10 protein-coding genes are annotated in these 15,475 nt (G+C 63.2%); all 10 read left to right on the forward strand.

The window, feature by feature from the left end; genetic code table 11:
- Window positions 1–6: 6 nt before the first annotated feature.
- Complete coding sequence (locus SINAR_RS0124605) at window positions 7–885, forward strand: transglutaminase family protein (protein WP_028001548.1); 879 nt, start codon at window positions 7–9, stop codon at window positions 883–885.
- Window positions 886–1,095: 210 nt separating this feature from the next.
- Window positions 1,096–2,325 carry a vWA domain-containing protein gene (locus SINAR_RS0124610; RefSeq protein WP_028001549.1) on the forward strand — a complete coding sequence of 410 codons (1,230 nt, stop codon included), beginning with the start codon at window positions 1,096–1,098 and terminating at the stop codon, window positions 2,323–2,325.
- 191 nt (window positions 2,326–2,516) lie between these two features.
- Window positions 2,517–4,994 (forward strand): glycogen/starch/alpha-glucan phosphorylase, encoded by a 2,478-nt coding sequence (locus SINAR_RS0124615; protein WP_419761331.1) that lies wholly within the window; start codon window positions 2,517–2,519, stop codon window positions 4,992–4,994.
- Window positions 4,991–7,201, forward strand: a complete 2,211-nt coding sequence (gene glgB, locus SINAR_RS0124620) for a 1,4-alpha-glucan branching protein GlgB (RefSeq protein WP_028001551.1) — start codon at window positions 4,991–4,993, stop codon at window positions 7,199–7,201. Before SINAR_RS0124615 ends, glgB begins: the two co-directional genes overlap by 4 nt.
- 115 nt (window positions 7,202–7,316) lie before the next feature.
- The gene (gene glgC / locus SINAR_RS0124625; protein ID WP_028001552.1) at window positions 7,317–8,579 is read left to right on the forward strand and encodes a glucose-1-phosphate adenylyltransferase; all 1,263 of its coding nucleotides are present in this window, start codon (window positions 7,317–7,319) and stop codon (window positions 8,577–8,579) included.
- Between the two features lie 6 nt (window positions 8,580–8,585).
- A complete protein-coding gene (glgA, locus tag SINAR_RS0124630) occupies window positions 8,586–10,028 on the forward strand; it encodes a glycogen synthase GlgA (protein WP_028001553.1) in 1,443 nt (480 codons plus the stop codon).
- Between the two features lie 4 nt (window positions 10,029–10,032).
- Entirely contained in the window at window positions 10,033–11,661 is a 1,629-nt protein-coding gene (locus SINAR_RS0124635) for an alpha-D-glucose phosphate-specific phosphoglucomutase (protein ID WP_028001554.1), read from the forward strand.
- 213 nt (window positions 11,662–11,874) lie between these two features.
- Entirely contained in the window at window positions 11,875–13,839 is a 1,965-nt protein-coding gene (glgX, locus tag SINAR_RS0124640) for a glycogen debranching protein GlgX (RefSeq protein ID WP_028001555.1), read from the forward strand.
- Window positions 13,840–13,914: 75 nt separating this feature from the next.
- Complete coding sequence (locus tag SINAR_RS0124645; RefSeq protein ID WP_028001556.1) at window positions 13,915–14,403, forward strand: MaoC family dehydratase; 489 nt, start codon at window positions 13,915–13,917, stop codon at window positions 14,401–14,403.
- The gene (locus SINAR_RS0124650; protein ID WP_028001557.1) at window positions 14,396–15,469 is read left to right on the forward strand and encodes a DUF2332 domain-containing protein; all 1,074 of its coding nucleotides are present in this window, start codon (window positions 14,396–14,398) and stop codon (window positions 15,467–15,469) included. The genes SINAR_RS0124645 and SINAR_RS0124650 overlap by 8 nt, the downstream gene beginning before the upstream one ends.
- Window positions 15,470–15,475: the final 6 nt, after the last annotated feature.

Here is a 15,475-nt window from a genome sequence, read left to right on the forward strand (position 1 = left end):
GCTGCCGTGCTCTACGACGTCAGCCTGAAGATCACCTACGGCTACGAGGCTCCCGTAAGCGGCGGAAGGCATCTCGTGCGTGTCCTGCCGGCATCCATTCCCGGGCGACAACGTCTTGTGGCCGGATCGGTGACGTGCCAGCCGGCGCCCTTCGAGCGCCGGGAAGGCAGGGATTTCTTCGCCAATCACATGACATCCATCCTGTTCCGCTCGGTGCACGACAATCTCGTCATCCGAATGCAGGCGCGTGTTCAGGCCGAGGTGCCGGCGCTCACGGCCGACCTGTCGCCTCCGCTCGCCAATCTTGCGTCTGAGCTTGCCGCCTGCTGGTCGGTCGGCGCCGAATCCCCGCATCATTTCCTCGGTCCGAGCCCGCTTCTCCCGGCCGTACCGGAGATCGCGGCCTATGCGCACGCGATCGCCGGCGAGACCATGACGGTCGAAGAGATCGGAGCCGCCGTCTGCGATCGCATCCATCGCGACTTCGCCTACGATGCCGAAGCGACCACCGTGAGCACCACCCCCGCCGAGGCCTTCGAGCTCAAGCGCGGCGTTTGCCAGGACTTCGCCCACGTGATGATCGTGGCGTTGCGCAGCCTCGGCATTCCGGCCGGCTACGTCAGCGGGTTCTTGAGGACCCTGCCGCCGCCGGGCCAGGAACGGCTGGAAGGTGCCGACGCCATGCATGCCTGGGTCCGCTTCTGGTGCGGCGCCACGGGCGGCTGGAGGGAGCTCGATCCGACGAACAATATTCCGGCCGGCACCGACCACATCGTCGTCGGCCATGGCCGTGACTACGGCGACGTGGCGCCCGTGATCGGCGTGCTGAAAGGCTACGGCCGTCACACGACGGAACAGGCCGTCGACGTCGTTCCAGTCGGCTGAGCCGAAACGGCACACATATCCCGATTCCGGACAGTCCGCGCCCGACGGAATCCCCATAGAAGCCATTGGTTTTTCCGGCACTTCGCTAAAATTGAACCGATTTCCTGAACATGCGGGTAAGGTATCGCCGCTAATTGTGGCCCCGGGCTTGCAATGTATTTGCTGGGGTATGCAGAGATGCGCAGACGATCCACCATGACCCGATCCTTGATGACGATGCTGCGGGATCGGGGCGGAAATTTCGGGATGATGACGGCGCTGGTCGCGCCGCTGCTCCTGGCCGTCGGCGGGGTTTCCGTCGACGTCGCCAACATGCTGATGACCAAGAGCCAGCTTCAGGACGCAACCGACGCGGCAGCGCTCGCGGCGGCTTCCGCGCTCGTATCCGATGCGAAGCCGGATATCGAAGAGGCGAAGGCGCTCGCGCGCAAATTTCTGAAGAGCCAGGCTGCGACGGCATCCGGGACGGATCTGCCAGGCGAGGAAAAGGGTGGAACGGCCACGCGCCGGGCGCCGGACGGCGAGGCAGCGGCGGCCGCCGCGCCCCAATGGGACGACACCAACACGACCGAAATCGTCATCACCGAAACGCCGAACGGTGCGAAGGGAAAGACGTTCCAGGTTGCCGTCGCCAACAAACACCTGCTCCAGTTCAATGCCATGACGCGTCTGCTCGGTCAGGATTCTATCGAACTCGAAACCCGGTCGGTCGCCGAAAGTGCGACGGAGAGCAAGAACGCCCTGTCCATGTATCTGGTGCTCGACCGGTCCGGTTCGATGGCGTGGAAAACCAACACGGTCAACACGGCTAAAGCGAGCTGCCCCAACTACACGGAAGCGAACTGGAGCAAATTTCCGAAGCTCGGTGCGACCAGCCCCTGCTATGTCACCAAGGTCGACGCCTTGAAGGCGGCCGTCGGCGATCTCCTGGCACAGCTGGTGACGGCGGACCCGCAAGCGACCTATGTTCGCACCGGCGCAGTTTCGTACAACTCCGCTCAGGACGCCGCGAGCAATCTCTCCTGGGGAACGAAAGGGGCGGCGGACTATGTCGACGCCCTGGTGGCCACGGGCGGGACGGCCTCCGGCGGCGCCTTCAAGACGGCCTATCAGAAAGTGATCGCCGGGACGGAAGACAGCGCGCACAGCGCCAAGAACGGCCAGGTGCCTACGAAATACATCGTCTTCATGACCGACGGCGAAAACAACTACGCCAATGACGATTCCGTCACCAAACAATGGTGCGACACCGCCAAGGCGAACAAGGTCCAGATCTATAGCGTTGCCTTCATGGCGCCGGATCGCGGCCAGAAGCTGCTGAAATATTGCGCCTCATCCTCCTCCCATTATTTCGAAGCGGACGAAGCGTCCGATCTTGTCGCCGCCTTCAAGGCGATTGGCGAGCGCGCAGCCGCATTGGCTTCCCGCCTGACGAAATGAGCCGGGAGTCCGGCTGAAGTGCCGCCCGGTCCTTCGGGCGGCCTTTTGCTTCAACTGCTGCCGGGAGCGGCGCCGACAAGCATCTGCTGTTTTAATCCTTTTAAAAACACCTGTTGCAAGCGCTTCGGATCGATGCATAAATTGCCATTGAACCGGGTTCGGCCTGGGGGTTTCCGAAATGCAATAAGGGTATGACAGTTCTCATGATGAATCGGCTCTCAACAACCGAACTGCCGCAACCCGCCCCCAGATCCTCGGAACCCAGTCAGCTTGCAGTCGAGATTCTCGAGCGCCTGAAATACCGTATCGGCAAGGATCCGAAAGTCGCCAAGCCGCATGACTGGCTTACCGCCGCCATTCTCGTGGCGCGCGACCGCATCACCGACAAATGGATGGACTCCACCCGCAAGACCTATGCGACCGGCGCCAAGCGCGTCTATTACATGTCGCTCGAGTTCCTAATTGGCCGCATGATGCGCGACGCGATGACGAATCTGGGGCTTATGGACGAGATGCGCGATGCGCTCGGCTCGCTCGGAGTCGATATCGACGTGATTGCCGCCCTCGAGCCGGACGCGGCGCTCGGCAATGGCGGTCTCGGGAGGCTCGCCGCCTGTTTCATGGAATCCATGGCAACCGTCGACGTGCCTGCCTATGGTTATGGCATACGCTACATGCATGGCCTTTTTCGCCAGCAGATGGCCGACGGCTGGCAGGTGGAACTGCCGGAAACCTGGCTGGCGCACGGCAACCCCTGGGAGTTCGAGCGCCGCGAAAGCTCATACGAGATCGGCTTCGGCGGCAGCGTCGAAACCGTCAATATCGACGAGGAAGTGCAGCGCTACGTCTGGAAGCCGGCCGAGCGCGTCATCGCCACCGCCTTCGACACGCCTGCCGTCGGCTGGCGGGCGACGCGCGTCAACACGCTTCGCCTCTGGACCGCGCAGCCGATCGACCCGATCCTGCTCGACGCCTTCAATGCAGGCGACCATATCGGGGCGCTGCGCGAAAGCAACAAGGCGGAAAGCCTGACCCGTGTGCTCTACCCGGCCGACGCCACGCCGGCCGGCCAGGAACTGAGGCTCCGGCAGGAATATTTCTTCTCCTCCGCTTCGCTCCAGGACATCCTGCGCAGACATCTGCAGCAATATCCGGACTTTACGTCACTGCCGGACGCCGTCGCCATCCAGCTCAACGATACGCATCCTGCCGTCTCCGTGGCCGAGCTCGTACGTCTTCTGACCGATGTCCACGGGCTCGATTTCGAGCACGCCTGGAACATCGCGCGGCGGACCTTCGCCTATACCAACCACACCCTGCTGCCCGAGGCGCTCGAGAGCTGGCCGGTTCCGCTCTTCGAGCGGCTGCTGCCGCGCCACATGCAGATCGTCTACGCCATCAACGCCAAGATCCTGATCGAGGCACGGCGGGAGAAGCATGCGACGGATGAAGCGATCCGCAACATCTCGCTGATCGACGAAACCGGCGATCGGCGCGTGCGCATGGGCAATCTCGCCTTTGTCGGTTCGCATTCGATCAACGGCGTATCGGCTCTCCATACCGAACTGATGAAGGAAACGGTCTTCGCCGACCTGCACCGGCTCTATCCGGACCGCATCAACAACAAGACCAACGGCATCACGCCGCGGCGGTGGCTGATGCAGTGCAATCCGGGCCTGTTCGGCCTGATCCGGGAGGCGATCGGCGACGAGTTCATGGACAATACCGAGGCGCTTCAGGCCCTCGACGCCTTTGCAGACAAGGCGGATTTCCAGGAGCAGTTCGCAGCCGTGAAGCGTGCCAACAAGGTGCGGCTGGCTAAGCTGGTCCAGGCCAATCTCGGAATCCGGCTCGACCCCTCGGCGATGTTCGACATCCAGATCAAGCGAATCCACGAATACAAGCGGCAATTGCTGAACCTCATCGAGGCGGTGGCGCTTTACGATCAGATCCGCTCGCATCCCGAACTCGACTGGGTGCCGCGCGTCAAGCTCTTCGCCGGCAAGGCGGCACCGAGCTATCATAACGCCAAGCTGATCATCAAACTTGCCAATGACATCGCCCGCGTCATCAACAACGATCCGGCGGTTCGCGGGCTCCTTAAGGTCGTCTTCGTTCCCAACTACAATGTGTCGCTTGCGGAAGTGATGGTGCCGGCGGCCGATCTCTCCGAGCAGATCTCGACCGCGGGCATGGAAGCTTCGGGTACCGGCAACATGAAATTCGCTCTGAACGGAGCTCTGACCATCGGTACGCTCGACGGCGCCAATGTCGAGATGCGCGACTGGGTAGGCGAGGAAAACATCAAGATCTTCGGCATGACGGCCGAGGAGGTGGGCAAGGCGCGAGCGGAAGGGCACAACCCGCGCGCGATCATCGAAAATTCGCGCGAACTTTCGCAGGCGCTCGCCGCGATCGCTTCCGGCGTGTTTTCGCCCGACGACCGCAATCGCTTCTCCGGCCTCGTCGACGGGCTCTACAACCACGACTGGTTCATGGTTGCAGCCGATTTCGAGGCCTATGCCAAGGCGCAACGCGATATCGACCAGCTCTGGACCACGCCCTCTGCCTGGTATTCGAAAGCGGTCCGCAATACCGCCCGCATGGGCTGGTTCTCGTCCGATCGCACGATTCGGCAATATGCCGGAGAGATCTGGAGAGCCGGATGACGGTTCCGCCCGGCAAGGATCCAACCCTCGCCCCGTCAGGCATGCTGCCAGCGCCCGAAATCGCGGCAATACTTTCCGGCACCCATAGCAACCCTTTCGCCGTCCTTGGAGTGCATGCTGCGGGCAAGACCTATGTCGCCCGGTGCTTCATTCCGGGCGCGGAATCCGTGGTTGCGGAGACGCTTAGCGGCAAGGAACTCGGCGCCCTCGAGCGGCGCGACGAGACGGGTTTCTTCGAGGGGGCGGTGTCGTTGCGCAAGGAGCAGCCGATCCGCTACCGCGCCCGCAACGGCGGCGGCGAATGGACCGTCGTCGATCCCTACAGCTTCGGTCCTGTGCTCGGGCCGATGGACGACTACTATATCCGCGAGGGCTCGCATCTTCGTCTCTTCGACAAGATGGGCGCGCATCCGATCTGGCACGACGGCGCCGAGGGCTTTCACTTCGCCGTCTGGGCGCCGAACGCCCGCCGCGTCTCCGTAGTCGGGAGTTTCAACGATTGGGACGGACGCCGGCACGTCATGCGCCTGCGCGTCGATACGGGCATCTGGGAGATTTTCATCCCCGGCGTGCCGGCGGGTACGCCCTACAAATACGAAATCGTCGACAGCAACGGTACGCTGTTGCCGTTGAAGGCCGACCCCTTTGCCCGGCGCTCGGAGCTCAGGCCCGACACCGCGTCGCTGACGGCGAACGAGATCGTTCAGGACTGGGAGGACGAGGCGCATCGGCGGCACTGGGCCGAGATCGACCCGCGCCGCCAGCCCATCTCGATCTACGAGGTCCATGCGGCCTCGTGGCAGCGCCGCGACAATGGCGACATGCTGTCCTGGGACGAACTGGCGGAAAGACTGATCCCTTATTGCGTCGATATGGGCTTCACTCACATCGAGTTCCTGCCCGTTTCGGAATATCCCTATGATCCGTCCTGGGGCTACCAGACCACCGGCCTCTACGCGCCGACCGCGCGCTTCGGCGAGCCGGAGGGCTTTGCCCGTTTCGTCAACGGCTGCCACAAGGTGGGCATCGGCGTCATCCTCGACTGGGTGCCGGCGCATTTTCCCACCGACGAACACGGGCTTCGCTGGTTCGACGGCACCGCGCTCTACGAGCACGCGGATCCGCGCCAGGGATTCCATCCCGACTGGAACACCGCGATCTACAATTTCGGCCGTCAGGAGGTCGTCGCCTATCTGGTCAACAACGCCCTCTACTGGGCGGAGAAATTTCACGTCGACGGCCTGCGCGTCGATGCGGTCGCCTCGATGCTCTATCTCGACTATTCGCGCAGGCATGGCGAATGGGTGCCGAACGAGTATGGCGGCAACGAAAATCTCGAGGCCGTGCGTTTCCTGCAGACGATGAACACCCGCATCTACGGCATTCACCAGGGCGTGCTGACCATCGCCGAGGAATCGACCTCGTGGCCGAAGGTCTCGCACCCGGTGCATGCCGGCGGGCTCGGCTTCGGATTCAAGTGGAACATGGGTTTCATGCACGACACGCTGCAATACCTCGCGCGCGAGCCGGTGCACCGGAAGTTTCACCACAACGACATGACTTTCGGCCTGCTCTACGCCTTCAGCGAAAACTTCGTATTGCCGCTGTCCCATGACGAGGTCGTCCACGGCAAGGGGTCGCTGATCGCCAAGATGGCCGGCGACGACTGGCAGAAATTCGCCAATCTCAGAGCCTATTACGGATTCATGTGGGGTTATCCCGGCAAGAAGCTCCTTTTCATGGGGCAGGAATTCGCCCAATGGCGCGAGTGGTCGGAGGACCGCGGTCTCGACTGGAACCTGCTCGAATACAATCTTCACGAGGGGATGCGCCGTCTGGTGCGCGATCTGAACGGCACCTATCGCTCGAAGCCGGCGCTGCATGCGCGCGACTGCGAGGGCTACGGCTTCGAATGGCTGATTGCCGACGACCGTGAAAATTCCGTCTTCGCCTGGTTGAGGAAGGCGCCTGGAGAGAAGCTGGTCGCCGTCGTCACCAATTTCACCCCGGTCTACCGGGAACACTACGACATCCCGCTTCCGGTCGCAGGACGCTGGAAGGAAATCCTCAATACGGACGCAGAAATCTATGGAGGAAGCGGCAAGGGCAACGGCGGCGCTGTCCATGCGCAGAACAGAGCGAACGGAGAGACAATCGCCACCATCACGCTGCCGCCTCTGGCGACGCTGATGCTGGAGCAGGAATAGAGCGTCCACCCGACGGGAACTTGGTACGACGGGCGGAACAGGAGGAAATCTTTGGGCTTCGCGGCGTCCAAGAGAGCGCCGAGCAGCCCCCTGAAATGATTTTGGGGAGGGATAAATGGTGGAAAGACGTACGCAGCCCCTGGCCCGTGATGCTATGGCCTACGTTCTCGCCGGCGGCCGCGGCAGCCGGCTCAAGGAACTGACCGACCGGCGTGCGAAACCGGCAGTCTATTTCGGCGGAAAGGCGCGTATCATAGACTTCGCGCTCTCCAATGCGCTGAATTCCGGCATCCGTCGCATCGGCGTCGCCACGCAGTACAAGGCCCACTCGCTGATCCGGCATCTCCAGCGCGGCTGGAACTTCTTCCGGCCGGAGCGCAATGAGAGCTTCGACATCCTGCCGGCCAGCCAGCGCGTCTCCGAAACGCAATGGTATGAAGGCACCGCCGATGCGGTCTATCAGAACATCGACATCATCGAGGACCACGGCGTCGAATACATGGTGATCCTCGCAGGCGACCACGTCTACAAGATGGATTACGAACTGATGCTGCAGCAGCACGTCGATTCGGGTGCCGACGTAACGGTAGGCTGCCTGGAGGTGCCGCGCATGGAGGCGACGGGCTTCGGCGTCATGCATGTCGACAATGAGGACCGGATCATCGCCTTCGTCGAGAAACCGGCCGATCCGCCGGGCATTCCGGGCAACCCGGAGATGGCACTCGCCTCCATGGGTATCTACGTGTTCCACACGAAGTTCCTGATGGACATGCTGCGCCGGGACGCCGCCGATCCGAAGTCGAGCCGCGACTTCGGCAAGGACATCATTCCCTACATCGTCGAACACGGCAAAGCGGTGGCCCACCGCTTCACCCATTCCTGCGTCCGGTCCGACTTCGAACGCGAGGCCTATTGGCGCGACGTCGGCACTATCGATGCCTACTGGCAGGCAAACATCGATCTCACCCATATCACGCCCGAGCTCGACATCTACGACAGCACCTGGCCGATCTGGACCTTTTCCGAAATCAAGCCGCCGGCCAAATTCGTCCATGACGACGAAAATCGCCGCGGTTCGGCCACGTCTTCGCTCGTCTCCGGCGATTGCATCATCTCGGGTGCCGCGCTCAACAGGAGTCTGCTCTTCACCGGCGTCAGGGTGAATTCATACTCCAGACTCGAAAATGCCGTAGTTCTCCCCGACGTGACGATCGGGCGGCATTCGATTCTGCGCAACGTGGTCATCGACAGCCGCGTCGTCATTCCGGAGGGCCTGGTCGTCGGCGACGATCCGGAGCTCGACGCGAAACGCTTCCGACGCACGGAAAACGGGGTTTGCCTGATTACGCAAACGATGATCGACAAGCTGGGAATGTAGCCGGGTATGAACATCCTGTCAGTTGCGTCCGAAGTCTACCCGCTGGTGAAGACGGGGGGGCTCGCCGATGTCGTCGGCGCGCTGCCTTCCGCACTTCTCCCGCATGGAGTGCGGACGCGCACGCTGGTTCCCGGCTACCCCTCCGTGTTGCAGAAGCTGAAGAAGAAGAAATCGGCCGGCCGCTTCGGCAATCTCTTCGGCCATCCTGCTACGGTGCTTTCCGCCGAGGTCAACGGACTGGACCTGCTCGTCCTGGACCAGCCCGCTCTCTATGCCCGGGACGGCGGACCTTATCTCGATTCGACCGGGCGGGATTATCCGGACAATTTCCGGCGCTTCGCCGCACTCTCGCTGGCGGCGGCCGAGATTGCAGGGAACGGCGTTCTCCCCGATTGGAAGCCGGACATCGTTCACGTTCATGACTGGCAGACGGCGCTCACTCCCGTCTATATGCGCTTCGGCCCGGCGCCGGCCATGCCCACGGTGATGACGATCCACAACATCGCCTTCCAAGGTCAGTTCGGCGCCTCGGTGTTCCCCGAACTGGCGCTGCCACCGGATGCCTTCTCCACCGAGTTCGTCGAGTATTATGGCGATGTCGGCTTCCTCAAGGGCGGCCTGCAGACGGCAAGCGCAATTACGACGGTCAGCCCCTCATATGCGCAGGAGATCCTGACGCCCGAATTCGGCATGGGGCTGGACGGGCTCCTTTCGAGCCGCATCGCGGATCTGAGGGGAATCGTCAACGGCATCGACGGAGATATCTGGGACCCACAGACGGATCCGCATATTCCGGCGCATTACGGTCCCGGAACGCTCAAGCGGCGCGCCGGCAACCGCAAGGCGCTCGAAGAGCGTTTCGGCCTGGAGAAAGGCCCGGGACCGATCTTCTGCGTCATCAGCCGTCTCACCTGGCAGAAAGGCATGGATCTCGTCGCCGAAGCGGCCGACGATATCGTGGCGCTTGGCGGCAAACTCGTCGTGCTCGGTTCGGGTGAGCCGGCGCTCGAAGGCGCGCTTATGGCAGCCGCCTCGCGTCACCGCGGACATATCGGCATGGTGACCGGATATGATGAACCGCTGTCGCATCTCATGCAGGCAGGCGCCGATGCGATCCTCATTCCGTCGCGTTTCGAACCCTGCGGCCTGACGCAGCTCTACGGCCTGCGCTATGGTTGCGTTCCGGTCGTGGCCCGCACCGGCGGTCTCACCGACACCATCATCGACGCCAACGAGGCGGCGCTGTCGGCGAAGTGCGCCACCGGCTTTCACTTCCTCCCGGTTACCGTCGACGGGCTCAGGCTTGCGATCCGGCGCGTCATGCGCACATACAATGAGCCGAAGCTTTGGGCACGCCTGCAGAACCAGGGCATGAAGTCAGACGTTTCCTGGGCCAAAAGCGCGGAACGCTACGTCTCGCTTTATTCCGCTCTTCTCGCGAAAGGCTAAACAGATGATAAGAACCATCTCGACCAACCCCTATGGGGATCAGAAACCCGGCACTTCGGGCCTTCGCAAGAAAGTCCCGGTCTTCCAGCAGAAGAATTATGCCGAGAATTTCATCCAGTCGATTTTCGACTCGCTCGAGGACTTCCAGGGCCAGACGCTGGTGATCGGCGGCGACGGCCGCTACTACAACCGCGAGGTCATCCAGAAGGCCGTGAAGATGGCGGCGGCGAACGGCTTCGGCCGCGTGCTCGTCGGCCGTGGCGGCATTCTGTCGACGCCTGCCGCCTCCAACGTCATCCGCAAATACCAGGCCTTCGGCGGCATCGTGCTCTCGGCAAGCCACAACCCCGGCGGCCCGACCGAGGATTTCGGCATCAAGTACAACGTCGGCAATGGCGGCCCGGCTCCCGAGAAGGTGACGGATGCGATCTTCGCCCGCAGCAAGGCGATCGACAGCTACAGGATCACCGATGCGCCGGACGTCAATCTCGACGTGGAAGGCAACCAGCAGGTCGAGGACATGACGGTGACCGTCATCGATCCGGTCGCCGACTATGCCGAATTGATGGAGAGCCTCTTCGACTTCGATGCGATCCGCAAGCTCATCGCCGGCGGCTTCCGCGTCGTCTTCGACGCGATGAGCGCGGTCACCGGGCCCTATGCCAAAGAGATCATCGAGAAACGGCTCGGCGCCCCCAAGGGCTCGGTCATGAACTTCATACCGCTGCCCGATTTCGGCGGCCATCATCCGGACCCCAACCTCGTCCACGCCCGCGCGCTCTACGAGACGATGATGGCGCCGGACGCGCCCGATTTCGGCGCCGCGTCCGACGGCGACGGCGACCGGAACTTGATCATCGGCAAGGGCATCTTCGTCACGCCGTCCGACAGCCTTGCCATGCTCGCCGCCAACGCGCATCTGGCGCCGGGCTACGCCGGGGGGCTTGCCGGGATCGCGCGCTCCATGCCGACGAGCGGCGCCGCCGACCGTGTCGCCGAGAAGCTTGGCATCGGCATCTATGAGACGCCGACCGGCTGGAAGTTCTTCGGCAACCTGCTCGACGAAGGATTGGCGACGATCTGCGGCGAGGAAAGCGCAGGCACCGGATCGAACCACGTGCGGGAGAAGGACGGGCTCTGGGCCGTGCTGCTCTGGCTCAACATTCTCGCCGCGCGCAAGGAAAGCGCACTCGAGATCGCCCGCAAGCACTGGACGACCTACGGCCGCAACTATTATTCCCGCCATGATTACGAAGAGGTCGACACCGATGCGGCGAACGGCCTGGTTGCCGCGCTTCGCGACAAGCTCGCCGCTCTGCCCGGCAAGAGCTTCGGCGCGCTCACGGTCGAGGCGGCCGACGATTTTTCCTATCACGATCCGGTCGACAAGTCGGTCAGCAGCAACCAGGGCATCCGCATCCTCTTCGAGGGCGGATCGCGCGTCGTCTACCGCCTGTCGGGCACGGGGACGTCGGGTGCGACGCTGCGCGTCTATATCGAACGCTACGAGCCGGATCCGTCACGCCACGACCTCGACACGCAGGAAGCGCTTGCCGATCTGATCGCCGTTGCCGACGAGATCGCCGAGATCAAGGCGCGTACTGGCCGCGATCGACCGAGCGTCGTCACCTGAGGTGCATGGCCTGCCGGCCATCTCCCCCACAAGGGGGAGAAAAGATGCGGCACGCTTCTCGCTCTGACCCAAGCATTCCGCCTGCAGCGACCTTTTTGGCGAGCACGAGGCAGCCGCTTGTATTCTCCCCCCTCGTGGGGGAGATGGCCGGCAGGCCAGAGGGGGCAAGCGGGCCATTGTCTTCAACACAGTATCAAGAAGGGAAGCACCTTCATGCCGACGACCGGAATTCCACCTCTCGGCGTGACGCGCACACCCGACGGGACGCAATTTGCGGTCTGGTCTCACAATGCCGCGCGCATCGATCTCTGCCTCTTCGACGGGTCGGGCGACAAGGAACTGCGCCGTCTGCCGATGCAGCGCGCGGGCGATGTCCACAGCATCACTCTGCCCGACATAGCTGACGGCACCCGCTACGGGCTGCGCGCGGACGGGGTATACTCGCCCGACCACGGACTTTGGTTCGACCCGTCGAAACTGCTGGTCGACCCCTATGCGGTAGAACTCGACAGGCCATTTCGCCATGACGCGCGGTTGACCCGATTCGGCGAGGAGACGGCGGACCTCGTGCCGAAAGCCATCGTGACCGAGGTGAAACCCGTAGTGCCGAAGCGTCCTCTGTTTGCATCGGGGGCGTTCATCTACGAGGTTGCGGTCAAGCCGTTCACCATCCTTCACCCCGGCGTGCCGGAAGAGAAGCGCGGCACGGTGGCTGCTCTCGCCGAACCCGTCATCATCGATCATCTCGCGAGCCTCGGCGTTTCCGCGGTCGAACTCATGCCGATCGTCGCCTGGGTCGATGAGCGGCACCTGCCTGCGCTCGGCCTCCATAACGGCTGGGGTTATAATCCGATCGCACCGATGGCGCTCGATCCACGCCTCGTGCCCGGCGGCGTCGAGGAACTGCGCAAAACCGTGGACGCCCTGCACAAGGCAGGCATCGGAGTCATCCTCGATCTGGTCTTCAACCACTCCGGCGAGAGCGATCGCTTCGGCACCACGCTTTCGATGCGCGGGCTCGACAACCTGACCTATTATCGCCATGCGACGGACCGGCCGGGCGAGCTCATCAACGACACCGGCTGTGGCAACACGATCGCCTGCGACCAACCGGTGGTTCGGGCCCTGATCCTCGACAGCCTGCGACATTTCGTGCTCGCCGCCGGCGTCGACGGTTTCCGCTTCGACCTCGCCTCGATCCTAGGCCGTGACATGGGCGGTTTCCACCGCGACGCGGCGCTTTTCTCGGCGATCTCCGCCGATCCCATCCTTTGCGACCGCGTGCTCGTCGCCGAGCCCTGGGACACCGGTCCCGGCGGGTACCAGCTCGGCAATTTCCCTCATCCATTCCTCGAATGGAACGACCGTGCCCGCGACGACATCCGCCGCTACTGGCGCGGCGACCGGCACGCTGTCGGCGCGCTTGCGACCGCGCTCGCCGGCTCCTCGGACAGTTTTTCGCGATGGGGCGAGACGGCCACGCGCAGCCTGAACTTCATCGCCGCCCATGACGGCTTCACGCTGATGGATCTCGTCTCCTACGCCCGAAAGCACAATGAGGCGAATGGCGAAGGCAATCGAGACGGCCACGACGAGAACTTTTCGTGGAACAATGGCGCCGAGGGCGCTATCGGCGATCCGGAGATCGCCGCCTTGCGGCAACGTGATGTCATGGCACTGCTCGGCACGCTCTTCGCCTCGCGCGGCGCAATCATGGTGACGGCCGGCGATGAAGGCGGACACAGCCAGGGCGGCAACAACAATGCCTATGCGCAGGACAATGCGGTGACCTGGCTCGACTGGAGCAAATTCGACCATACGCTCGTCGAGCACGCCGCCCGGCTCTCCGCCATGCGCCGGCGCTTTTCCGTCTTTGGCGAGACCGCGTTCTTCACGGGCAGCGGCGACATCGCCTGGTTGCGCCTCGACGGAAAACCGCTGACCGTGGAGGATTGGGAGCACCCCGCAACCGACAATCTCGTCATGATGCTGGCGACCGAAGATCGCCGACAGAAGCGCTCGACCCGACTTGCCGTTGTTATCAATCGCAGCCACGCTCCGCACCCGTTCCGCCTGCCTGCGAGCCTCGACGGCGAATGGCGCGACGCTCTCTCGGACGCGCCTGCGCCAGCATCCGCATCGGCCCGTTCGGTCACCTTCCTCATCGAGTTTTTTTAATGATTTAGGGCCACTTGCTAGACGTTGCCAGGCCGGCTTATAGATCGGCTGGAGGCCCATTTTTAGGACAGCCATATGCCGCAGGATATTTCACTTTCCGATATCAAGGATCTGATCGGCAAGGAGCTCGGCGTCTCCGACTGGATCACCGTGACGCAGACTACGATCGACCGTTTTGCCGAGGCGACGAGTGACTTCCAGTTTATCCACACCGATCCGACGCGGGCCGCGGCGGAGACGCCTTTCGGCGGCACCATTGCGCATGGATTTCTCTCGCTGTCACTGCTTTCGGCGATGAATTACAATTGTCTGCCCAAGATCCGCGAACAGACAATGGGCATCAATTACGGATTCGAAAAGGTGCGTTTCGTGGCGCCGGTCAAGAGCGGCGCGCGCGTGCGCGGCCGCTTCACCATGGCGGACGCACGCTTCCGCGGGGCCGGAATGCTGATGATCACCTATGACGTCACGGTCGAGATCGAAGGCGAAAGAAAGCCTGCCCTGACCGCCATCTGGCAGACAATCATCCAGTTCGATCCGAAGGACCGGCCGGCCGATGTCTGAGGGGTCGGCGGGCGAGGCACGCATTCGCGACGCCTTCCGCGGCCAGGCGAAGTCCTGTGACGCGCTGGGCTCGCCATTTACCGCCCGGCTTTGCCGCCTTGTGGCCGACCGGCTGGATGCAAGCTCGCCGGTCGGCGAGCAGATTCTCGGCTGGCGCGGCGATCCGACCTCCAAGGGCGATTCTGTCGCGCTTCGTCTTGCCGGTGCCCTGCATGCCCTGGTTCTCTCCGGCCGCAGCTCGGATCTCCATGCGTGCTACCCGCCGAATCGCACGAGCGAGGATTCGCTCTGGAGGGCGATCAGCCGGGCAATGCGACAGGAGACCGATTTCATCCTCGGCCGTCTCACCTCCGCGCCGCAGACTAACGAAGTGCGCCGCTCCGCCGCGCTGCTTCCCGGTTTCATCACCGTGGCCCAGCTTTTCGGAAAGCCCCTCGTTCTATCAGAGGTCGGGGCCAGCGCCGGTTTGAACCTTCACTGGGACCGCTACGGCTATGTCCTACCGAACAGCCGCTGGGGCGATGAAGCCAGCGCGGTGACCATTGCCGCCGAGTGGTCCGGAGCGACGCCGCCTCTGAGAGCCGTCGAGGTCATCGACCGCGCCGGCTGCGACATCAATCCGCTCTATCCGGCGGATGAGGAAGATCGGCTGCGGCTTCTCTCCTATGTCTGGGCCGACCAGCAGGACAGGATAGAACGCACGCGACGAGCGCTGGATTTGGCCGCCGAGGGCGGCAGCCTCGTAGAGCGAGCGGACGCGATCGACTGGTTGAAGAGGCGGCTGGCGCGCAAATACCCGGGCGCTGCCCACGTCATCTATCACTCGATCGCCTGGCAATACCTGCCGGAAGCCGCGCGCCGAGAGGGCGAGGCCCTGATCGCCGCCGCCGGGGCGGCCGCAACCGATGACGCTCCCCTTGCACGACTGCAAATGGAAGCCGACGGCCGCACGCCGGGTGCAGCGCTGATGCTGCAGATCTGGCCGAAGGGCGACCGGCAACTCGTCGGCCGTGCCGATTTTCACGGGCGCTGGGTTGAGTGGCAGGGATGGCCGGCGAGCGACTGATCCAAC

Source organism: Sinorhizobium arboris LMG 14919, from assembly GCF_000427465.1.
Lineage (GTDB): Bacteria > Pseudomonadota > Alphaproteobacteria > Rhizobiales > Rhizobiaceae > Sinorhizobium > Sinorhizobium arboris.